23 protein-coding genes are annotated in these 21,037 nt (G+C 64.3%); 8 read left to right on the plus strand and 15 right to left on the minus strand.

The features are described 5' to 3' along the window. Positions 1-38 precede the first annotated feature (38 nt). Positions 39-314: a hypothetical protein gene (locus C7W88_RS18910; protein WP_240345100.1), complete on the minus strand. Its 276-nt coding sequence runs from the start codon at positions 312-314 to the stop codon at positions 39-41. Between the two features lie 109 nt (positions 315-423). Next, complete coding sequence (locus C7W88_RS18915) at positions 424-1,653, minus strand: class I SAM-dependent methyltransferase (protein WP_118075106.1); 1,230 nt, start codon at positions 1,651-1,653, stop codon at positions 424-426. A 171-nt stretch (positions 1,654-1,824) separates the two neighbouring features. Between C7W88_RS18915 and C7W88_RS18920 the strand changes: the two genes are divergently transcribed. Together C7W88_RS18920 and C7W88_RS18925 are read left to right on the plus strand one after the other, a co-directional pair. Then, positions 1,825-2,883 carry a DUF1838 family protein gene (locus tag C7W88_RS18920; protein WP_240345101.1) on the plus strand — a complete coding sequence of 353 codons (1,059 nt, stop codon included), beginning with the start codon at positions 1,825-1,827 and terminating at the stop codon, positions 2,881-2,883. A 91-nt stretch (positions 2,884-2,974) separates the two neighbouring features. Continuing rightward, a complete protein-coding gene (locus C7W88_RS18925) occupies positions 2,975-4,162 on the plus strand; it encodes an MFS transporter (protein ID WP_118075107.1) in 1,188 nt (395 codons plus the stop codon). Positions 4,163-4,185: 23 nt separating this feature from the next. Here the strand turns inward: C7W88_RS18925 and C7W88_RS18930 are convergent, their stop codons facing one another. Beyond that, the gene (locus C7W88_RS18930) at positions 4,186-4,500 is read right to left on the minus strand and encodes a DUF1838 family protein (RefSeq protein WP_162896259.1); all 315 of its coding nucleotides are present in this window, start codon (positions 4,498-4,500) and stop codon (positions 4,186-4,188) included. Then, positions 4,497-5,039, minus strand: coding sequence for a DUF1838 family protein (locus C7W88_RS18935; protein ID WP_118075109.1), 543 nt, complete (start codon positions 5,037-5,039; stop codon positions 4,497-4,499). Before C7W88_RS18935 ends, C7W88_RS18930 begins: the two co-directional genes overlap by 4 nt. Before the next feature lie 170 nt (positions 5,040-5,209). Here C7W88_RS18935 and C7W88_RS18940 point away from each other — a divergent pair, with 170 nt between their 5' ends. From C7W88_RS18940 to C7W88_RS18950, 3 genes are read left to right on the plus strand one after another with little or no spacing between them, the layout of a single operon-like run. Then, positions 5,210-6,181 carry an alpha/beta fold hydrolase gene (locus C7W88_RS18940; protein WP_118075110.1) on the plus strand — a complete coding sequence of 324 codons (972 nt, stop codon included), beginning with the start codon at positions 5,210-5,212 and terminating at the stop codon, positions 6,179-6,181. Continuing rightward, complete coding sequence (locus tag C7W88_RS18945) at positions 6,178-6,573, plus strand: hypothetical protein (RefSeq protein WP_118075111.1); 396 nt, start codon at positions 6,178-6,180, stop codon at positions 6,571-6,573. Before C7W88_RS18940 ends, C7W88_RS18945 begins: the two co-directional genes overlap by 4 nt. Then, positions 6,570-7,514 carry an alpha/beta fold hydrolase gene (locus tag C7W88_RS18950; RefSeq protein ID WP_118075112.1) on the plus strand — a complete coding sequence of 315 codons (945 nt, stop codon included), beginning with the start codon at positions 6,570-6,572 and terminating at the stop codon, positions 7,512-7,514. The genes C7W88_RS18945 and C7W88_RS18950 overlap by 4 nt, the downstream gene beginning before the upstream one ends. Positions 7,515-7,518: 4 nt before the next feature. Here C7W88_RS18950 and C7W88_RS24470 read toward each other — a convergent pair whose 3' ends face one another. Genes C7W88_RS24470 through C7W88_RS18975 form a run of 5 tightly spaced genes read right to left on the minus strand, consistent with a single transcriptional unit; the run spans position 7,519 to position 10,641 of the window. Continuing rightward, on the minus strand, positions 7,519-7,776 hold the full coding sequence (locus C7W88_RS24470) for a DUF1838 family protein (RefSeq protein WP_205525348.1): 258 nt from the start codon (positions 7,774-7,776) through the stop codon (positions 7,519-7,521). Positions 7,777-7,817: 41 nt separating this feature from the next. Beyond that, a complete protein-coding gene (locus tag C7W88_RS24475) occupies positions 7,818-8,525 on the minus strand; it encodes a DUF1838 family protein (RefSeq protein WP_118075114.1) in 708 nt (235 codons plus the stop codon). Position 8,526: 1 nt separating this feature from the next. Next, a complete protein-coding gene (locus C7W88_RS18965; protein WP_118075115.1) occupies positions 8,527-9,711 on the minus strand; it encodes a class I SAM-dependent methyltransferase in 1,185 nt (394 codons plus the stop codon). Positions 9,712-9,731: 20 nt separating this feature from the next. Further along, on the minus strand, positions 9,732-10,088 hold the full coding sequence (locus C7W88_RS18970; protein WP_118075116.1) for a hypothetical protein: 357 nt from the start codon (positions 10,086-10,088) through the stop codon (positions 9,732-9,734). Beyond that, positions 10,081-10,641 carry an ureidoglycolate lyase gene (locus C7W88_RS18975; protein ID WP_240345102.1) on the minus strand — a complete coding sequence of 187 codons (561 nt, stop codon included), beginning with the start codon at positions 10,639-10,641 and terminating at the stop codon, positions 10,081-10,083. Before C7W88_RS18975 ends, C7W88_RS18970 begins: the two co-directional genes overlap by 8 nt. Before the next feature lie 182 nt (positions 10,642-10,823). Between C7W88_RS18975 and C7W88_RS18980 the strand changes: the two genes are divergently transcribed. Continuing rightward, positions 10,824-12,371 carry an FAD-binding oxidoreductase gene (locus C7W88_RS18980; RefSeq protein WP_118075117.1) on the plus strand — a complete coding sequence of 516 codons (1,548 nt, stop codon included), beginning with the start codon at positions 10,824-10,826 and terminating at the stop codon, positions 12,369-12,371. A 19-nt stretch (positions 12,372-12,390) separates the two neighbouring features. On the opposite strand, the gene C7W88_RS18985 is transcribed toward C7W88_RS18980, so the two are convergent. The 6 genes from C7W88_RS18985 to C7W88_RS24050 all read right to left on the minus strand — a co-directional run bounded on the left by C7W88_RS18985 (position 12,391) and on the right by C7W88_RS24050 (position 18,280). Beyond that, the gene (locus C7W88_RS18985; protein WP_118075118.1) at positions 12,391-13,656 is read right to left on the minus strand and encodes an MFS transporter; all 1,266 of its coding nucleotides are present in this window, start codon (positions 13,654-13,656) and stop codon (positions 12,391-12,393) included. Between the two features lie 47 nt (positions 13,657-13,703). Beyond that, positions 13,704-14,375, minus strand: a complete 672-nt coding sequence (locus C7W88_RS18990; protein WP_240345103.1) for a phosphotransferase enzyme family protein — start codon at positions 14,373-14,375, stop codon at positions 13,704-13,706. After that, the gene (locus C7W88_RS24045; RefSeq protein WP_240345104.1) at positions 14,336-14,719 is read right to left on the minus strand and encodes a hypothetical protein; all 384 of its coding nucleotides are present in this window, start codon (positions 14,717-14,719) and stop codon (positions 14,336-14,338) included. The genes C7W88_RS18990 and C7W88_RS24045 overlap by 40 nt, the downstream gene beginning before the upstream one ends. Further along, positions 14,694-15,542 carry an alpha/beta fold hydrolase gene (locus C7W88_RS18995; RefSeq protein WP_118075886.1) on the minus strand — a complete coding sequence of 283 codons (849 nt, stop codon included), beginning with the start codon at positions 15,540-15,542 and terminating at the stop codon, positions 14,694-14,696. Before C7W88_RS18995 ends, C7W88_RS24045 begins: the two co-directional genes overlap by 26 nt. 144 nt (positions 15,543-15,686) lie before the next feature. Beyond that, positions 15,687-17,468, minus strand: coding sequence for a TonB-dependent receptor (locus C7W88_RS19000; RefSeq protein WP_240345137.1), 1,782 nt, complete (start codon positions 17,466-17,468; stop codon positions 15,687-15,689). Then, positions 17,387-18,280 carry a TonB-dependent receptor gene (locus C7W88_RS24050; protein WP_118075120.1) on the minus strand — a complete coding sequence of 298 codons (894 nt, stop codon included), beginning with the start codon at positions 18,278-18,280 and terminating at the stop codon, positions 17,387-17,389. Before C7W88_RS24050 ends, C7W88_RS19000 begins: the two co-directional genes overlap by 82 nt. Positions 18,281-18,628: 348 nt before the next feature. Between C7W88_RS24050 and C7W88_RS19010 the strand changes: the two genes are divergently transcribed. Continuing rightward, on the plus strand, positions 18,629-19,972 hold the full coding sequence (locus tag C7W88_RS19010) for an MFS transporter (RefSeq protein WP_162896261.1): 1,344 nt from the start codon (positions 18,629-18,631) through the stop codon (positions 19,970-19,972). Further along, positions 19,965-20,990 (plus strand): Gfo/Idh/MocA family protein, encoded by a 1,026-nt coding sequence (locus tag C7W88_RS19015; protein ID WP_118075888.1) that lies wholly within the window; start codon positions 19,965-19,967, stop codon positions 20,988-20,990. The genes C7W88_RS19010 and C7W88_RS19015 overlap by 8 nt, the downstream gene beginning before the upstream one ends. The last annotated feature ends 47 nt before the right edge of the window (positions 20,991-21,037 follow it).

Below are 21,037 nucleotides of genomic sequence, written 5' to 3' on the forward strand. Positions count from 1 at the left end.
GACGTTGGTTTGGTGGACGATATGGGGTTCGAACCCCCTCAATCCTGAAGCGCGATTTCCGCGATCGTCGCGTTGAAGCCCTCGGCGGTCTGGGCCTGGGCGGCTTCGTCGGCGTCTTTCAGCTGGAGATAGAACAGGCGGCGCAGGAAATCCTGGCGGCGCTCCTCGCGTTCCTCCAGCGCGGCCTGATCGAGTTCGAGCGTTTCGATCCCGGCGGCAAGATCGATGCCCGATGCCTTGGCCACGCGCTCGGCACTGTCCATACGGTCACGCAGGACCGAGACTTCGTTGGCCAGCACCATGACCATCGACATGACGTGATCGAGGCCGGGGTTTCGTAGAATTCCGGGCGCTTGCCGCGGGCGTGGCGGATGACGTGGGGGCGTTCGCTTGTGGTATCGGCGGTCATTGCATCGGTTCCGGTCATGCTGCCATCTGCTTTTCGAGCGGCTTGCGTGCGATCAGCACTTCCCAGCCGCCGCCGGGGGCAAATTCGCCTGCGGTGAATTCACGCTCGGCCACGGCCTCGCTGGCTTCCTGGCTGTAGCCTTCGGCGGCCGCGGCAAATTCCATCACGGCCATCGGCGCGGTATCGAAGCGCACGTCCGCCCGGTCGAACCCGGCCTTTTCGGCAAGGGCAATCTGGTCCATGTCGCGCATCGCGCCCCAGAACGGCTCGTTGTTGTACCAGGTCTCGTTGTCGAGGATGAACTGGGTGAACGGGTCCATCAGGTCGAACGGCGGCAGGTCGGCGTGGATCATCAGCCCGCCCGGCGCGAGCACGCGGTGCGCCTCGGCAAAGATCTTCGGCATCGCCTTGCCGCTGGTTTCGTGCAGCAGGATGTGGCTGACGACGAGATGGAAGTGTGCATCGGGGAAGGTGGTTTCCTCCGCACTCATCTGCGCGTAGTTGACCTCAAGACCGAAGCCGGCAGCGCGGGCATGGGCATAGCGCACGCATGGCCCGCCAACGTCGATGCCCCAGACTTCCGCTTCGGGGAACAGCTCCTTGTAGGGCAGGGTCGAGTGCCCGACGGTGCAGCCCATGTCGAGAATGCGGCGCGGCTTGAAATCGGGCATGTGGCGCTTGATGTAGTTCACCACCGAGCGGCCCATGTCATCGTTGTTGGGGCCGGTATAGCCCATCGAATAGAGGTAGACCCCGCGATCGTAGAGCGCGCCGACCGAGATGTCGTCCTCGCACACTTCGCTGCAGTAGCCGCCGGGCATGCAGTGGATGTCGAGCGCGGTGACATAGCGGGGCGGGGTGAAGCCTTCGGGGATGACGAGCCGGGCCTTGGTCGAGGCCGAGAGCGCCTTGGCCGTGGCGATCAGGTCGGGCAGCTGGCGATCGACCGAGCCGTTCACCGATTCCCACAGCAGCTCCTGCGCGATGCGGTTGGCGGCGGCATAGTGCTGGAAATAGATGTCGCCGACCATGCCATTGCGAATGTCGCGGCGGTCTGCCGGGGCGCGGCCGTGCTCCTTCTCGAACTGGCGGGCCACCCGGGTCTGGTAGATCGGGGTCAGGCCGGGCAGCAGGGTGGACTGGATGAAACCCTTGAAGCTCTTGGTGAACTCCTGCCTTGCGGCTTCGTCGGCAGTGGCCTTGGGCAGGGCGGGATGATCGGCCTGCTGGAACGTATTGAGCATCTAAGCGACTCCGCTTCGCACTTGCACGAGGGCCTGCATGGGGCGACCGGACCCTATCCGGCAAGGCCTGCCCCAAAGTGCTGTCCGCGTGGCGGATAGCATAAGGGCCAGTCGTGCGGCCGTTTTGATTCAAGGCAAGTTTGATCCTACAGATTTCCCGAACTCCAAGGAATGGGCACCGATGGACGACCAGAATTTTTCCCGCCGCGAAAGCATGGGCTTTGCCGCGCTGATGGCCGGCATGGTGGCACTGCCTGCCACGGCCAGTGCCGCTGCAAAGGCAAAGGCGCCCAAGGGCAAACCCCGGTCGATTTCATCACCAAGATCGACTTCAAGGACCCCAAGTGGACGCGCGATACTTACGCGCGCATCGATGCCGACATCGATCCCACCAAGGAAAAGTGCGGGTGGATCAAGGGCAAGGCCTATGGCGTGCGCCCGAACGAGAAGGTTCGCACCCTGTTCGATGTCGAAGGCTTCAGCTTCGTTCGCGTCAAGCGCCTGGAAGATGGCTCCTATCGCCGGATGCTGCGCGAGGTGGTGTTCTATCGCGATCCCGTGACCAAGCAGATCATGACCGAATGGGACAACCCCTACACCGGCGAGCGGGTGAAGGTGGTGCCGATCGCCAACGATCCGTTCAACTTCACGATCAGCGAATTCCAGCCCGAAGCGCCGTCCTATGGCGGCTTGCAGAAGAGCGAGCCGAAGAAGATCCCGTTCCTGCAGGACTGGGAATACGGCCCCAATGGCACGATGCTGCTGCACACCGGGATCGACATGCAGTATCCCAACGCGCTCCAGCCCGACAAGTGGGTGCGCGAAAGCTCGGGCGCGATGAACCGCGTGTCCGAACACTTCATCTATGTGGTGAAGAAGGAAGACGTCGAAAATCCCTACCTCACGCACATCCCGCACATCGGCGCGTGGAGCCGCATCACGCCGTGGCTGCCGTGGATGCTGATGGGCCAGGCCGAAGGCCATGTCAGCTACTTCACCCATTTCCAGACCATCCCCGATGGCATCAAGGGCCTGCCTGCCGACCTTGTGGCGGCGGCCCGCGCCATGGACGAAAAGTGGCTGCATTCCCCCACCGAGGACTACGGCCCGTCGCTGTCGAGCCTCGAAAACTACGCGCGCGAACAAAAGCCCGCGCCGGTTCCGGCAGGCTGGACCCCGCCCAAGCCGCCCGCGCCCGCTGCACCGTTTCCGGTGAAGAAGCCGGAGTAATCTGTTCTGAGCAGCGCCCTCTCAAACGTTGCTCGATCTGCCCCCGCGTGGTTCTCGCCGCGCGGGGTTTTCGTGCCTTCGAGGTAACGCAATGGCCCATGTATTGACGCCCGAAGCGAAGGCAGAACTTGGTCGGGGATGGCCGCTGGTGCTGGCGGCTGCCCTTGCCATCGGCGTCGGCACGATGGGCATCGGCTTCTATTCGCTCGGCCTCTTCGTGAAACCGCTGCAGGACGAATTTGGCTGGAGCCGCGCTGCGGTCTCTGGCGCAGCCACGTTCCAGCAGTTCGGCATCTTCCTTTCAGCGCCACTGGTCGGCTGGCTGGCCGACCGTTGGGGCGCAAGGCCGATTGCGGTAGCGAGCTTCATCGCCACGCCATTGGCGCTGCTTGCTCTCTCGCGCACCGGCAATTCGGTCATGATGTGGGATGCGCTGTGGCTGCTGGTTTCGCTGGCAGGTGCGGGCACGACGCCGGCGATCTGGGCGCGGATCGTTTCCCTGCGCTTCGGTGCGGCGCGCGGGTTGGCGCTGGGACTGATGCTGATGGGCACCGGCGCGGCGGCGATGCTGGCCCCTGCGCTGCTGGGCCCGGTCTTCGCTCAGAGTGGCTGGCGCACGGCGGTCATGGTAATGGCAGGGGTCACGCTGCTGGTGGGTTTGCCCGCCAGCCTGCTGGTCGGCACAGCTGACAGACCCACCCCCGAGGCCCGGGCGCGAGGCCGCTTCGAGGCGAACCGGCAGACACTGATGCTTTTGCTGATCGCCTTCCTGCTGGGCCTGATCGTGGCAGGGTTGATCGTCCACCTCGTGCCGATGCTGGTCGATCGCGGCATGGCGGCGGCGCATGCGGCGCAAGTGGCGGCGGGCGTGGGCCTTGCCGTGCTGGTGGCGCGGCTCGTCGTCGGCTACCTGTTCGATCGTTTCCACGCGCCCTATGTCGCGGCCCTGTTCCTGCTCTCGCCGGTGGTTGCGGCGCTGCTGCTCCTTGGCGGCGGGCCGGTGTTCGTTGCCGCGCTGATGCTGGGGCTGGCCGCCGGGGCCGAGGTTGACATGTTGGCCTACTTCACCGGCCGCTATGCCGCTCTTGCCAATTACGGCGCGACCTATGGCGGCGTGCTGGGCGTGTTCTGCCTTGGTGCGGGACTGGGGCCGATGCTGTTCGGCAAGGCCTATGACGCGCTGGGCGGTTATGACGCGGCGCTGCTGGGTTCGGCCGTGGTGCTGGCGATGGTGGTGGTCCTGATCGCCACGCTGGGCCGGTATCGCACGGCGGCGTAGACGCCGCGAATACCCGCTGGCGATCAGCCCTTGGCGTCCCACAGCGGCTGCAGGATCGCCGATGGGTTCTTCAGCACTTCGGGCCTGCGCAGCATCGTGGCCTCGACAAAGGCGGGCGGCAGCGAGGCCGGGGTGGCGTTCTGGCGGCCGATGCCGGTGGCGGTGAGGTGCCCGGGCCGGTCCCCCATTTCCATCCACGGACGCCAGCTACAGACGTTGGTGAAGCTGACCTCGCTCGTCACCCGCGTCGCCCCCGGCCGGGTCAGGTCGTGACGTTTGGCATGGAAGGTGTTGCTTTCGGCATAGCGGAAAGGCTCGGCCGCACCCGGAAAGGTCATCGCGGTGCGCGATCGTTCGGTGACCCACACGTCATCGCCGCGCACGTCGAAGGGCAGGATGTCGTGCTCCATCTGCAGGCCGGGGATTTCGCGCGCGATGTGGAACGAGAGATCCCTGCCGAAGCGGATCTTCGACGGCGGCAGGCCCCGGTTGGCACCTTGCAGGTCTTGCCGGTATAGGGATTGTCCCAGGTTTCCAGCGCCTTGCCGGTCACGGGATCGGTAAACCAGGCAAGTTCGAAGTTCACGGCCTCATATCCGTCGGCCACCTGGCGGTAGCGCGAGTAAACGGCCGAGACGACAGCGAAGAGCGGGTCCATCCGGTCCTCTACCACGCCGTAATATCGCGCCGAAACCCAGCTGGTAATCAGCCCTTCGTCCAGTGCGCCGCGCATCATGATGAAGTTGCGCAGGCGGCCTGCCTCGCTGGTCACGTCCAGCACGCCCTTGCTGCCCGCCTTGGCCAGCGCAGGCAGTCCTGCGCCAAGCATGGCTCCAGTCACGGATAGTCCGGTCAACAGGGTGCGGCGGTCCATCATCGGCGTTTCCCAAGGCTGCTATCGTTCTGGCGGCTAAGGTGTTGTCGGGCCGCCGCCCCGGCCATCGCTGCCTTGCGTCTATCCGAAGCGCGGACAGGCGGCAAAGCCGGATCGCGCGCAGGTCGCCGCATCATAGGCTGCAATTTCACCGTTCCCGGCACGGAGGAAGCATGAAACGCCTGCTCAAGATCGTCGGCCTGGTGGCGCTTGCCGTGCTGGTCGCCTGCCTCGGCCTGCTCGGCACGATGCGCGCCGGTCTGTGGAACCCTTCCTACGAGGAGGTCAGGGGGGTGCAGGCAACTGCGACTTCCACGTTCGAGAAGATCGGCACTGCCACGCTCCACATGCGCGACGAAGGCCCTCGCGACGGGCCGGTCGTCATCATGCTGCACAGCTCGATGGCCAACTTGCGCGAATGGGATGGCTGGGCCGATGCGCTGAAGGATCGCTATCGCGTGATCCGCTTCGACTGGCCGCCCTATGGCCTGTCAACCGACAGCGCCCCGTCCACGGGGATGCCGGGCGTGGTCGCGCTGCTGGAGAAAGTCGTGGCTGCCAAGGGGCTGGCGCGGTTTGCCCTGGTCGGCACGTCGAGCGGGGCGACGATCTCCACGCTCTATGCCGCCCGCCATCCCGATCAGGTGACCGCGCTGGCGCTTTCGGCGCTGCCGCTCGAGGCGCCGCCGCCCACCGATTTCAGCCGCCTGATGTGGGCGATGATCTGGACGCACGAAACGCTGGTGCCCAACTATTACCCGCGCGCCTATTACCGCCAGTCGCTGTCGGAACTTTATGGCCGGTCCGAGCGGCTGACCGACGAGACGGTTGACTGGTACTACCAGACCAACACCATCGCCGGCGGCTTTGCGCGGGTCCGCGAATACTATGAAGCGAACAAGAAGGCGGTCTGGGCCAAGGGTGCAGGCGGGGATGCGGCCAAGGTTATCGCACCGATCCTGTTGCAATGGGGCGATCGTGATCCGGTGCTGCCCAAATACCTGGCGACAAAGGCCGTCTCGCAGTTTTCGAGCGCGAAGGTGGATGTGATTCACTATCCCGATCTTGGCCATTACCCCATGCTGGAACTGCCGCAGGATACCGGGCGCGATCTGCGCGCCTGGCTGGACAGGACGGTGAAATGACCGCGCTTCCCGATATCTTCGGCCTTTGGGATCTCCACGGCACCACACTCGCCCCCGATGGCACCACGCTTTACGAATGGGACGCGGACATGGAAATCGCGGCCGGCGAGGGCGCGCCACGCGTCATCATCTCCACCAGGGGCGGGGCCAGCGGGGGCCGCAATTCGCGCTCCCTGAGCTTTGCCGAGAAGCTGACGGCACTGCCGGATGGCGGCTGGCACCTGCGCTATGGCTACGAAGCGGATCCCGAGCATGAGGCGACGGCAGCTCACGAGTTCTTCGGCCTTTCGCAGATTACGTTCAGCAGCGATCGTGCCAGCGCCGCAGGGTCATCCTGCAATTACAACGGGCGCTATGTGGTGATGAAACTGCATGCGAGGCGCCGGTCGTGAAGCGCGCGCTGTTGCCGTTCCTGGCGCTTGGTCTGCTCACCGCTGCTACCCCATTGCCCCCCGAGAGTCCCTCGGAGTTGGCCCTTCGCACCCGCTTTGCCTCGGAGAGTTCGCAGTTCGTCGTGATTGATGGCGAGACCGTGCATTACAAGATCGAAGGCCGGGGGCCGGCAATCCTGCTGCTCCACGGCTCCTTCGCCAGCCTGCGCCAGTGGGACCTTTGGGCGAAGGAATTACGCAAGCATTTCAAGGTCTTACGCTATGACCAGTCGCCGCTGGGGCTGTCCGGCCCGCATCCGGCGGCAGACTATTCGCTGGAGCACCGCTTCCGGGTGATCGACGCGCTGATGGCCAGGGCGGGGGCGGAGCGCTTTGTCATTGTCGGCACATCGAGCGCGGGGGTGCCGGCTGCTGCCTATGCCGCGGCCCGACCCGAGCGGATAAAGGGCATTGTTCTCAACAACATAGCGGTCGGCCCGCTACAGTTCGACATGGCCAGCCTGCCCCAGTCATTCAAGGATGCCCTTGCCGAAGACGCTACCCATCCCGGCTGGCACGCGCCCGAATATTGGCGGCAGATTCTGCTCTACAACGTTGAAAACAAGGCAGTTGTCACGCCCGCGCTGGTCGAGGAGTGGACTCTGCTCAACAACCGGATGCTGCGCGATCCGGCCAATGCCATGGTCGCCGGTCGCTCCACACCCACTTCGCGCACGCCGGAAGACTTGCGGAAGATCACCGCGCCGACGCTGCTGCTGTGGTCCGCCGACGACCATGAGACGCGGCTCGACCGCGAGGGCGCCAAGGCGCTGGAACTTGTCGCGGCGAAGGACAAGGCACTGATCGTGGTGGAGAACTGCGGCCACATGATGCCGCTCGATTGCCCCGCCCGCGCTCTTGAAAAGGCAATGCCTTTCCTGAAGCGCGTGGCAAGGGACTGAAAGATCAAGGCTTCTTGTAGCCTGCAACCTCCGGCGGCACATCGCGGGCATATTTGCCAAAGGTATCGACGACGCCCGCATCGGGACCGTCGGTGGGGTCGGTCAGGAGATCGGGGCGATCCTTGACCACGCGGTCGAGCACCACGCGCGGGATATCGTCATGCGTGCCGGTGATCTTGTAGGAGTGCATGCGGCCCATCAGCACGCCATCGACGCCTGATTGCCCCATCTTCATCCACGGCCACCACGGTCCCTGCCGCATGAAGCCGCCGTAATAGCGGGCGGACTCGACCGAGCGGTCATCTATCTCGGCGCGGGGGTGTAGAGAACGAAGTGCTCTGAAGGGTTGACCATGCGGCCCGAGGACGCCTTGGGCCAGCCTTCGGGCGTGACCGGGTTGACGTATTCGTGTGCATAGTCCCAGCCCAGCAGGTACTGATCGCCGATCACCTGCCAGGGCAGTCGGAAAGGTTCGGCATCGCTGCCGCCCTTGGCGTCGTTGTTCACCGTCTTGCTGCCGTTCACCTCATAGACCTTGCGGGTGAGGCCGAGCGTGCCGCGAAACTTGTCGTTGAGGAAGGGCCAGGTCTCGACCTTCTCGCCGGTCCAAGGGTTATCCCATGTGTCCATGATCTGGCCGCTGGCTAGATCGACAAAATAGCCGCACTCCTTGCCCATGACCTTGATGCTGCCATCGGGCTGGATCGCGTTGCGGATGTTGGCAAAACCGTAGAACCCGAACAGCGGCGTGGCGCGTTTCTTGCCGACCACGGCATATTGCACGCCCTGATAGGCGCTGATCACCGGCTTGGCGCCAATGGTGCCCCACATCTTGGCAAAACCGTAGAGGTTTTCGCGCGGGTCGTTCACGTCGAGCGGGCGGATCGGCCCTCTGCCGGACGCTGCAAGGGAAGGGGTTGCCGCCAGAGCGATCCCTGCTCCAACCCCGCCCAACATGCCGCGGCGCGTGATGGCGCCGGTCTCGAAGCCGGTCATCGTATCGATCAGCATGTCACTTCACCGCCGAGCAGGCGTACCATGAACCCAGCAGCGTGCGCCCGTTGGGATCGCCTTCGGTGAAGAAGTCGGCGCGCTCCGGCTTGAGGGAGAAGGTGCCCTTGCGATAGCCGGCGGCGATGACTTCGCGCGAGAAGCCGGCGTTTTCGGCCACGGCCACCCAGTCGGTCCGCGCCAGCGAGGTCATGAACGGTTCGTTGTTGTAGTGGCTTTCGAAATCGCAGCGCATCTGGTCCCACAACGAAAGGTGTTCGTGCCGGGGCGGCACATCGACATGGCACATGACCCCGCCGGGCCGGAGCAGGCGGAAGCACTCCTTCATGATCGCGCGCATGCCCTTGGCCGAGGTTTCGTGCATCAAGGCCGAAGATGTGACGAGATCGAACGAACCGTCGGCAAAGTCGGTGCATTCGGCATTCTGCTGGCTGAAATGGATGGCAACGCCCATCGCCTCGGCGCGGGCATGGCCATAGCGCAGCATCGGCGCGCCGATATCGACCGCGTGAATTTCGGCATCTGGAAAGGCCTGGGCAATGGCGACGGTCGAATGGCCGACCGAGCAGCCCAGATCGACGATGCGCTTCACTTCGAGGTCCGGGTAGAAATCGTGGACATGGCTGGCCAGCGTGTGCCCGCGCCCGTCGTTCTTCCACCCGCCGTTGAGATTGCGCAGGTAGGTCGAGGCGAAGCGATCGTAGAGCGCGCCGGCACGGAAGTCCTTGTCGGCGGTGTCTACCGTATAGCTGCCGGGCATGCGGTGGTGGTCAATGGCTGAGATGTAGCGCGGCACTTCGACATCGGGATTGAGGCGCAGCGAGCCCTTGGGGTTGGCGACCTGTTCATCGACCTTGGCGGCCAGTTCCTCGAACTGCCGGTCGATCGCGCCATCAAGCGCCTGCCAGATGCGGTCCTGATAGAACAGCGAGAGCGTGAGCCAGAGCTGGTGCAGCGGGTGCGCTTCGAGCGCCTGACGCACCTGCGCGCTGGATTTGGGCGCGGTGCCGGTCTTGGCGGTGACCTGCGGTACGATCACTTTATCGAGCAGGCGGCGGTCGAGCGGATCGAGATTGCGGTTGGTCCACATGCGCATTGCCAGGAAGTGATCTTCCATGGCCTGTTCATCATGCGTGGCCTGCGGCATGACCGCGTGGCCGAAGTGCTGGTGGTTCATTTCGGACATGGGGATCTGCTCCTTGGGTATCAGTCTGCGGCGACGCGGGCGACTTCGCCCTCGTAGGCCTGCTGTTCAGCCAGCGCCTCGGGCAGGAGGCGGTCACGCGCCACGCCCAGCACGCGATCATAGATGGCCTGGCGGTAGGCGCCGCGATGGGCGCGCACTTCGGCATCGGGATTGAAGACATCGACGTCCGCCGTGCCATGGAGGCCCGCCGCCTTGAGCAGACGCTCGTTGGCATCGAGCCGGTCCTTGAGCACGACCACTTCGCCGAGCAGGGCCAGCACCATGCCGGCAAGCGCATCGGTGGTCTGATCTCCGAAGACAACGGGCTGGCTGCCCTTGGCGAAGACCTTGCGGTCAAGATTGGTGCGTTCAACCATGGTTATGCTCCGGAATCTGGAAACGGAAGACATGGCCGGTGCGGGCGACGATGTCCTTCTTGTCGAGGTCAGGCCCGTGGGCCTCTTCGGTCAGGGCGTCCTTGGCCTTGAGATCGTACCCCGTCTGGCTGGAAAGAACCACGACGAGATCGCTGCCGTCCTCGATCGCGAAGGGAAATTCGTGCCAGGTGCCAAGGTGCATCGCGAACCCCGCGCTGCCGTCGAAACGGAAGGCGCGGACCTGTGACAGGTCCGGCAGATCATCTTCCGATGGTGGCGCCATGACAGCGATGAATGGCTTGCCGCCGAGCGGCAGGAAGGCCTGGGTATGCTGGAAATGCCGCTCCATGTATCGCACCTCGCCGGGACGGCGGTCCATGTGGGCGACGGTGATCTCCACCGGATGTTGGCAAGTGAAGCGCGCCGGGTAGCTCATCTTCACCGCGCCCTTGTAGAAATCGACGGAGACCGGCGTCACGCCGTCCACCCGGCCGATGACCTGCCCGAATGGCGCTAGCGCCTCGGGCGTCGCCACCTCGATGGCCAACTCCATGATTTGCAGTGAGGTTTGCATGCGATTCCTGCCGGTGGGATTGGCGGGGATCATGCTTGAGCATTGGCGATCCCCGCATGCTGCGATGCGTCTGTCCGCAGGCCGGATAGACCGCGGCGGCGGTTTCGTAACATCGCCCCGCATGGCAAGAGAGCGGCGATCACTCTGACGCGGGGCGCGCAATGGCAATGACCGATCTTCTCGACACTCTCAGGCAGGCGCTTGGTGCCGATGCGGTGGAGACCGGGGCAGAGCGGCTGAGCTATTTCGCCAACGACGTCTATCGCACTGGCGGCCTGCCGCTGGCGGCCGTGCGGCCTGCCACGGTCGAAGCATTGCAGGAAACGGTGCGGCTGTGCGGCGCGGCGGGCGTGACCATCATCCCGCGCGGTGGCGGCGCATCCTACACCGATGGCTATATCCGGCCCGAAGGCGGGCACGTGCTGATCGATGCCGGCGCACTTGACGAGATCGCGATCGACGAGGCCAACGCCGTCGTTACCGTGGGCGCGGGCGTGACCTGGGCCAATCTCAAGGTTGCACTGGAAGCCAAGGGCCTGCGCACCCCGTTCTGGGGGCCATTTTCCGGCCTTGCCGCCACGGTCGGCGGGTCAATGAGCCAGAACACATTGAGCCATGGCAGCACCGCGCACGGCATCTCTGCGCAGTCGGTGATCGGGTTCGACGTGGTGCTGGCCGATGGCAGCCTGCTGACGACCAATGCCTGCGATGCGATGCGCTGGTACGGCCCGGACCTGACCGGCCTGTTCACCGGCGATTGCGGCGTGTTCGGGATCAAGGCGCGGGTGCGCATGCCACTGTTGCCGATCCTCAAGGATGCCGAGGCGGTATCCTTCGCGTTCGACAGTTTTGCCGATTACCACGCGGGCGTTCGACTGGCGCAGATCGCCCGGCTGGACGACAGCCACTTCGGCCTCGATCTCGCCCTTTCGCAAGGGCAGATCGCGCGGCAGGAGGGCGTGGGCGCGCGGCTGAAGATCGCGCTGCAGGTGATGCAGAAGGCGCCCAGCAAGCTCAAGGGCCTGGCCACGCTGGTGAAGATGGCGATTGCCGGCGAAAATCCGATGCGCGCCGGGAAATATATGTGCCACTTCATCGTCGAAGGTTTTGATGCCGAAGATGCCGCGCACAAGGCAAAGCAGTTGCGCCGCCTGGTCAGCCAGCACGGCCGCGAGATTGCCAATACCGTGCCGACGTTCGTGCGTTCGGTCCCGTTCGCGCCGCTGTTCAATATCCTCGGGCCTGGTGGCGAACGCTGGGTACCGATCCACGGCGTGCTGGCGCATGACCGCGCGGTCGCCTTCAACGATGCCTTTCACGCCCTGCTGGCCACGCGCAAGGCCGATATGGACCGGCTGGGCGTGTGGATCGGCACGATGTTTTCGCCGGTAGGTCCTTCGGGCTTCCTTTATGAAATCGCGCTCTACTGGCCCGATGCGCGGACCAGCTATCACCTGACCACGTTGGATGCCGAATACATCAAGGGCCTCAACGATTTTCCCGCCAATCCGGAAGCCAAGGCCTATGCCGATGATCTGAAGGAGGCGATCGTGGCGCTGTTCCAGCAGTTCGGCGCAGGCCATTTCCAGATCGGGCGCGCTTATCCCTACAAGTCCCGCTTGTCGGAGCGGGCGAAGGGCCTGCTTGCCGCGGTGAAGCGGGAACTGGACCCCAAGGGCCTGATGAACCCCGGCGCGCTGGGGATCTGACAGACCCTGCAGGCAGCGATCAGATGCCATCCTGCCGGTCGGAGGCCCGTGCCGCCAGGGCATAGAGCGCGCTGGCGATCACCACGCAGGGCACCGCCACAAGTGCGATCGACCATCCGACCATCGCCGGATCGCCGAACACCCGTTCAGTGAACGTGGCAACGAGCAGCGGCCCGAGTGTTGCACCAAGCAGGGTATTGAGCACCAGCGTCAGCGAGATGGCGCTGCCGCGCATGTTAGCCGGGACAAGCGTTTGCAACGTGGCGAACATGACCGTGCCGACACAGGCGAAGACCGCATTCGAAGACGCCACCAGCACGGCGGCAAGGCGCGGATCCGGGGCGAGCACGGCCAAGCCTGAGGGAATGGCGCAGAGTGGGGCAAGCGTGAGGATGGCATAACGGGCGCGGGTCTTGCCTTGCTGCATCGCGCGATCGAGCAGCCAGCCGCCGAGCAGCGGTCCGGTGGCGGAAAAGGCCATGGCAAAGGGCCCGAGCCACGCGCCGAGAAAGGCCGGGCTTACGCCATAGCCACGCAGCAGCAGCGTGGGTGTCCACGCCCCAGCGCCATAGGCTGCGGTGAAGCAGATGGCAAAGGCAAGGTAGAGCGGCAGGGTGACGCTGCGATTGGCCCACAGCCATTGCAATTCTGCCTTGCCAGCTATGCCCTTGGCCGCGACGGGTATGGCCGTGCCCTTGCGTTCCGGCTCGTGCGTGAGCAGCGCGAGCGCCGCCGCTACGCCGATGCCGCCGGCGCCGAACAGGACGAAGGCCACGCGCCACGGCGCCAGAGCAGAGAGAAGCGGGAGGCCGGTGAATGCACCTTGGGCGGCGTGGGTGATGACGAGGCCCGTCAGCGTAATGGCAAGGCCGTTCGCCAGCCCCTGACCCATCATGTAGAGGCTAATCGGTCGCCCGCGCCGCTCCGGCGGGAACAGGTCGGCGATCAGCGAGATCGCGCATGGGCCGAGTGCGGCCTCGCCAAGCCCGACCATCAGCCGCGCGGCAAAGAGCGAGCCGAAGCCTTGCGCGAGGCCACTGGCGATCGTGGCGAGGCTCCACAGGCCGATTCCGGCAGCGACCAGGCGCTTGCGCGAGACGCGATCGGCGAGAAGGCCCATCGGCATGCCCATGATCGCATAGAACAGCCCGAAGGCGAGGCCCTGCAGCAGGGCGATCTGTTCATCGCCGATGCCGATGTCCTGCCGCACCGGATCGACGACGATGGCCAGCACGCCTCGGTCTATCACCGAGAATACACCGGCCAGAAACAGGAGCGCAACCATCCCCCACGCGCGTGCGGGGGATGGCCAGCGGGTGTCCTGCGGCGCGCTCACAACAGGCCGCTCGCGCGGGCGCGGGTCTTGATGTAGTCGCCCAGCCAGTCGAGGTTGCGAAAGCGCAGCGTGCCGCGTCCGACAGCGGTGGAACTGTGCGCCATGCCGGCGACGAGGCGCAGCGCCTTGGCCATGAGGAAGATTTCGCCAGCCTCGATCTCTTCCGGCGTAAACGGGCGGACCGACTGGTAGCCTTCCTCGAACGCGGTGCCATAGGCCGGGCCGAAACCGTAGAACAGGTTGCCCCAGACGAAGTTCTTTACATCCTGCATCAGGAAGTCTTCGCCAGCGGCGTCGAAATCGAGCAGGGTGATCACGCCGTCATCGGCAACGTGGACATTGGAGGGATGGAAGTCGCGGTGGCAGACGCCGAGCGGGACCTTGCCGGATGCGGCGAGTTCATCCAGCCGCTTGTCGAGATTGGTGGCGATGACCGGATAGTCACGCAGGTCGTCCGGCCGGTCGTAAACGAAGTCCACGAGCGCGGGCATGCAGATGTTGTAGTCCTTGGCGGTCCTGGTGGTGAAGACGTGGTCAGCACCTGCCCATTCATAACCGGCGAGGTGCATCTGCGCGAAGGAAGCGCCGATGCGGCGGGCAGTTTCGGTGGAGAGACGCTCTCCGAATTTCACCCCCGGTGCCCAGTCATACATGGCGACGGCGCGCACGCCTTCGGGGTATCGGCCTTGAAATAGAGCGCGCCGTCACGTTGCGGCACGGCGACCGAGGCAGGGAAGCCGCGCTCGCGCAGGAAATCGAGGAAGCCGAGTTCGTAGGCGACGTCATCGGGATCGCGGTAGGTCTTGCGCCAGACGCGCAGAGCGTATTTCGCGGTGGCGTCCTGCACGAGATAGACGTCGTTCATGCCGCGATAGAGCAGGAAGCAGGTGACTTCGCCGTTGACGGGATATCGCGCACGGACCTGTGCGGCGATCCAGTCGGGATGGAGAACGGAGTGGGAAACCTGTGCGGCGGGCAGGACGGATTCAGCTGAGGAAAGAGCGTATTTCATGAGCCAGTATCTCCGGCGCGATATCGAATATCTCGCGGTCGAGATCGGGCAGTTCCCGCACGACCGCATTCGGAAGGACCCGCGCGGCCTCTAGCGAGACGGAGCGCAGTTCCTCTGCGGGCTGCAGGACCATGACAGGGCACGTGACAAGTGCAAGGCGGGCGAAATCCCACCCCCACACGCCCTTGTAGGCCCAGGTGAAGCGATCGAGCACGGCGGCCTTGTCGGCGAAGTTGCGCATGGCCTTATCCAGCGGAACGCGCCTGTCGCGGTTGACGACGACATAGGTCCACAATCGCTGGAGCAGATCCATGATCACTTTGCCGTCCTCATCGGCAACGGGGAAGTGATCGGCATCGGCCAGCTTCTTCGCGCGCGTTGGCGCATCGTACATCGGGATGCCGGTCATCACCGCCTTGCGCACCGTTTCGGGGCGCGCGATGGCGAGTTCTGCTGCCAGGAGGGTGCCGGTGTGGAAGCCGTAGAGATCGACGGTTTCCAGCCCCAGCGCATCCAGAGCATCCGAGAACGCAGCCGCATAGCCTGCCATCCCGGCCGGTGCATCGGGCGCATCCGACATGCCGTAGCCCGGCGTGTCGAAGGCATAGACCGTGCGGTCGGTGGCGAGCTGGGCAATCAGCGGTTCGTACTCGAAGCCTGAGGATGGATTCTGGTGCAGCATGACCACGGCAGGACGCCCCGAAGCAATCGCTTCATCATCAGGTCCTGCGGTCCGGTAATGCATGTGGCCAAACCGGCATGCGGTGTAGCCGCGGCGGATGAAGCGCGGATTGGGCGGGATCGAGGCGATGGTTTCAGTCATGGGATCGAACCGGAGGATGCCTGCTCGTTGCCAAGGAATGCGCGCCATTCGCGCTTTGTCCGCAGGGCGGAGACGCCATTAAAAAAGGGGGCGACGCTGTTAAGCGCCGCCCCCACTGTAAGTTGGGCCTTTGGGCCGGATGGATCAGAAGCGATAGCCGGCCTTCACACCGAAGGTGCGCAGTTCGGGCAGGGCGACGTTGAGGTAGCCGAAGGCCGAACCTGCCAGGGCAAAGCTGGGATCGAGGATGTTGTTCTGGGCAACGGCGGTGTAGTTCTTGTCGTTGAACAGGTTGGTGGCAAAGGCTTCGAGCGTAAAACCTTCGCGGCTGAAGCCGATGCGGGCGTTCACCTGGGTGCGACCCTTGATCCAGGTGAGGTTGCCAGCATCGACGAACTGGCGCGACTTGTACGACAGATCGCCGCGAACGAACCAGTTGATGTTGTCGGTCAGATTGCCGTTGTACTGCGCGCCAAAGTTGGCCGAATACTTCGAGGTCAGCGGCAGCTGATTGCCCTTGAAGCCATCACCGATGATCCCGGTCAGCTTCGAGATCGAGGGGTCGGCGAACGACTTGATGTCGCTGTCGTTGATCGAGCCCGAGATGTTGAGGATCAGGCCATCGACCGGCTCGGCGTTGACATCGAGTTCGATGCCCTTGAGCCGTGTGCCGCCCGAGTTGGCCACGCCGCTGACGATCGCGGCGACCTTGGTAGCCGGGTCGACAAAGATGTTGGTGCGATTGTTGTACTGGTTCTTCCAGTCGGCCATGTAGGCCGCTGCGGAGAACTGCACGCGGCCGTTGAACAGCTTGCCCTTCATGCCGACTTCGTAGTTGTCGAGCTTTTCAGGCTCGGTCACCACTTGCAGCCCGATGCCCTGCGCAGCAGCGATTTCGTTCGCCGTGCCCGACAGGAAGGCGGTGTTGAAGGAGCCGATGCTGACGTTCGCGGCCTGCGAGAACGAGGCGTAGACCATGAGATCCGGGTTCACGTCGTAGTTGACGATCACGCGCGGCAGGAAGTTTTCGTAAGTGCGATTGTAGAAGCTCGACAGCGGGGCATAAGTGCCTGCGGTCAGGCCATACTGCGTGGCGATGGCCGAGCTGATGGTGAGCGACCGGCCACCGACGAAGGCGAAGATCTTGTCGCGCTGGTAGCGGGCTTCGGCGTTGATCGTCAGGGCATCGGTCAGCTTGTAGCTGAAGCTACCGAACACGCCCACGGTTTCGGCCTTGCCCGGAGGCGACAGCGAGCCGGCGGAGCGGGCAACGCCGAACTGCTCTTCGTTGGCCACGCTGACCAGATCGCTCTCGACTTCGGTCTTGAGGTAGCTGGCGCCGAGCATGGCCTTGAAAGCGCCGCCCTTGTCGTAGGTCGCGCGCACTTCCTGCGAGAAGTCCTTGTTGCGGCGTTCGACAAGGAACGGGAACGTCCAGAACGTGCGCAGGCCGTTGGCCGTGGTGGCGGCGGCATTGCGCAGCAGCGAACTGTCGTAGTTGTCGAGGTCGGCCAGCTGCGAATAGTATTCGTTGTTGTAACCGGTCAGCGACGTCAGCGTGACGCCGGTATCGCCCAGTTCGTAATCCACGTTGAGGTGGAGGTGATAGTACTGGCGAACGAGGCCATAGCCCTTGGTCGATTTGCTCGGCGATGCGGCGCGGCTGGCGCCATTGGCCAGGATACGGGCGAGCAGGGCATCTTCAATGGTGTTCTGCGCCGGGCTGAAGCCTGCCGCCAGACTTGGCGCGGCACCGCAAATGAACGGGCGCGAGACCTTGGCCTCGGTTGACGAAACGCCTGTCGTGTAGCCCGAGATATTGCAGTTCGACAGGCTCGGCACGATCACCGTGCCGGCAGTGGAACCGGACAGGTACGGGATATTGACCGAGCCATTGTTCGCGCGGATTTCGTAGGCCGAGAGCATGCCCTGGGCCGAGGGGCCGTCATCGTCTTCGGAGTACATGCCATCGCGCGGATCGTCAGCGAAGATGAGGGCTTGAGCGAGATCTGCAGCGTGCCAGTGCGGGTTTCCTGGTCGCCCAGGGTCTGGTTCGGGTTGGCGGCGTTGATGTAGGAGCCATCCTTCGAGAAGGCCTTGCCCGTCAGGCGGAAGCTCAGGACATCGGCGATCACGGGCACATCGAGTGCGCCGCTGACTTCGTAGTTGGAACGGGTGCCGCCCATGGCGGTGAACGATCCGCCGAAGGTGTCGCTGGGGTTCTTCGTCACAACGTTGATCGCGCCGGCGAAGGCGTTGCGGCCGAAGTAGGCGTTCTGCGGGCCCTTCAGCACTTCGATGCGGGCCGGATCGATGACGGCGTTGAGCGCGGTGGAGGATGCCACCGGTACGCCATCGATGAAGCTGGCGGTGAGCGTCGAGGTGGTGGTCGATGGTGTCATGCCGCGCAGCGAGATCTGCTGGAACGAACGGTCGTTGCGGCCCGAGTTGGTGTTCGACACGTTGATGCCAGGCGTGTTGAGCACGACGTCATTGACGCTGTTGATGCCGCGCTTCTCGATGTCCTGGCTGGTTAGCGCGCTGATGGCGATCGGCGTCTTGAGCAGGCTTTCCTCGCGCTTGCGGGCGGTGACGGTGATGACGCTGAGGCCGCCTTCGTCTTCGGACGCCTGGGGTTCACCCTCGGCGGCAAACGCGGCCTGGGGCGCGATCATCGCCGTGGTTGCAAGAGCAATCGACATCACAGTAAGCGAAGTGGACTTGAAGTAACGCTTCATAATTCCCCCTATCCGACCTCGATGAATTTCGAAGCCGCATGAATACGTTCCGGAAAAATCCGGTTGTTCCCTTGTGATGAAGCAGTATTAGGTGCCGATCGGCCGTAAGATCGATGCTGTCGACAGGCCTGCTTTCGGATATGAAGGCTTGATCCGATCCGGCCCTTTCTCAACGCCAAGATTGGCAATTATCCGCCAATCGGAGATTCTGCCGTACGATAGCCTCTGCAGTCCAAGGCGCGGCACTTTCGCTGCCAACGACGGCGAACACTGACACTAATGCCGATCGCGGCCGGCCTGCCGGATGGGGAGTATTTCCGAATGTCTGTTGCACATCAATATCTTGGTATGTCCGGTCTGAACAGGACGACCAAGGCCGGCTTCGCGCTGGGACAGGTGGCGGGGCAGCTGTTCCGCGATGCGCCATCGCTGCTGCTGCTGTTCTACCTTACCAATGTGATGGGCATTGCGCCCGCGATTGCCGGTGCCGCGATCTTCGTGCCCAAGGTCGTGTTCGGCGTGATCTTCGACCTGTGGATCGGAGTCGCATCCGACCGGATGGCAGCAAGATTTCCCCGAAGGCGGTGGCTGCTGATCGGCGGTGTCGCCGCGCCCTTTGCCATGCTCGGGCCCTTTGCCGTGCCGGAAGCGGCAATGATGGTGCAGGTGGCGTGGGTCTTCGTGACGTTCAGTGCCTACATGGCGGTCTATTCGACGTTCTCGGTGCCCTATCTTGCCCAGTTTGCCGAAATGTCGTCCGACCCGGTAGAGCGTACCGAGTTGATGGGCTGGAAGCATGGCTTTACCGGACTTGGCGTGCTGCTTTCGTCCTCGTTCGCGCCGATGCTGGTCAATCGGCTCGGCATGGACAGGCCGGGGCATCTCATCACGATGGTGGTGCTCGGGTTGATCGCGATGAACTGCCTGCTGATCGCGTGGCGCTTTGCCGGGCGCATCCGCGAGCCGGCGTCCAGTGCCAGGGCCTTTGCCATTCGCGACCTGCCGCGTGCCTTTGCAGACCGGCGCTTTGCCGTGCTGTGCCTTTCGGCGGTGGTGATGACGGTGGGGGCCGGCATTTCCTATGCAGGCTTCCCGTTCTTCGTGAAATACGCCATGGCCCGGCCCGAACCCCTGCACGATATCGGCGTGATGTCGGCCATCATGGCGGTGGCAGTCATGGCCGGATCGCCGTTGTGGGTCATGGTCGCCCGCCGAATCGGCAAAAAGCGGACCTATGTGATCGCGGCAAGCGGACACGGCCTGGTGACCCTGCTGTGGGGGCAGATGGCCGACGTGCCGATGCCGGTGGCATGGGGGCTGGCAGCGGTCATGGCAGCGTGCAACGCGGGGTGGGGCACGATCGTGCTTTCGCTGCTGTCGGACTGCATCGCCCATGCGCGCGACGAGCATGGCGAGAACCGGGCAGGGACTTACTCGGCAATCTGGTCGGTGATCGAGAAGGCCGGGATCGCGCTGGGCGGGACGCTGGTTGTCGGCGCGCTGCTTTCAGCGTGGGGCTTCGATGCGGCGGCGGCGCGGGCCGGGGTGGCACAATCAGCCGAGGCTATAGCGGGCACGGTCGTGGCCTATTCCGTGGTGCCGGGCGTGACCAAGCTGATCGCGGCCCTGATCATCTGGCGCTTCGTGCATGAAAAGCCGCAAGCGCCGCAGGGAGAGCTGGCTCATGCGTGATCCGGTCGGGCTTCTTCTGGTAGGGTGCGGACGTATCTCGGGCGCTCATCTGGCGGCGCTGGCCGGGCTGGAGCGGGACATCAGGCTCGTTGGCGTGGTCGACGCCGATGAGGCCGCCGTCGAGCGGACCGGGGCGCAGCATGGCGTGCCGGCGTTCACCGACCTTGCCGCAGGACTGGCTCTTCGCGGCGTCGACGCGGTGCTGATCGCCAGTCCGAACGGACTTCACGCCGCGCAGGCCGCAAAGGCCTTGGCTGCGGGCAAGCATGTCCTGGTCGAAAAGCCGCTGGCCGAGGCTGGCGCGCAGGCGCGTGACCTTGCCGAGATGGCGGCGCGCAGCGGACTGGTGCTGGCCGCAGGTCACACCTACCGGCACAATGCAGCAGTGGCGAAGCTGGTCGATACCATGCCGCAGTGGGGAACCTTGCGTGCGGTGGAAGTGTCATCCTGCGTGTTCTGGGATGGGCCACAGGCACCATGGTGGGCAGAGCGCAAGCCCGAGGACGGCCTGATCCTTTCGCTGTTTGCGCCGCATTCGCTGGATTTCGTGCAACTGGTAATGGGCACCGACGATCCGTTGCGGGTGCAGGTGGAGGCGGCGCGGTGGCAACCGGGCTGGCAGGCCGAGGACGAGGCGATGATCCTGCTGGGCTATCCAGGACGACGGATGGCGAGCGTCCATATCTCATACAACCAGCGCAGCGTGTTCGATCGCAAGGTGCTGCACTTTGCCGATGGTGTGGCCGAGATCGAGGACGGCGAAGTGCTCAAGTGGAATGGCGAGATTCTGGTCGCCCCGCCCGAGGGTGTTCTCGTCGATCCGCGCGCAATGGGCGGGCGCAAGCTGGGGCACTTTTTTGCGCAGCAAATGCTTGAATTTGCAGCAGCCGTGCGCGGCGAGGAAAACCGTCTGCCGACAGGGTATGACGCGGCGCGGCTGATCGACCTGATTGATCGGGTGAAAGCCGCCGCGCGCAGCACCTGTGCCGAAGCCGTAGATCCGGAGTTCACCGCATGAGCCTGTGGTTGATGCTGGCAGCTGCTGGTGCCGAGACCCCGCCTGCC

The sequence above is a fragment of the Novosphingobium sp. THN1 genome (assembly GCF_003454795.1).
GTDB lineage: Bacteria > Pseudomonadota > Alphaproteobacteria > Sphingomonadales > Sphingomonadaceae > Novosphingobium.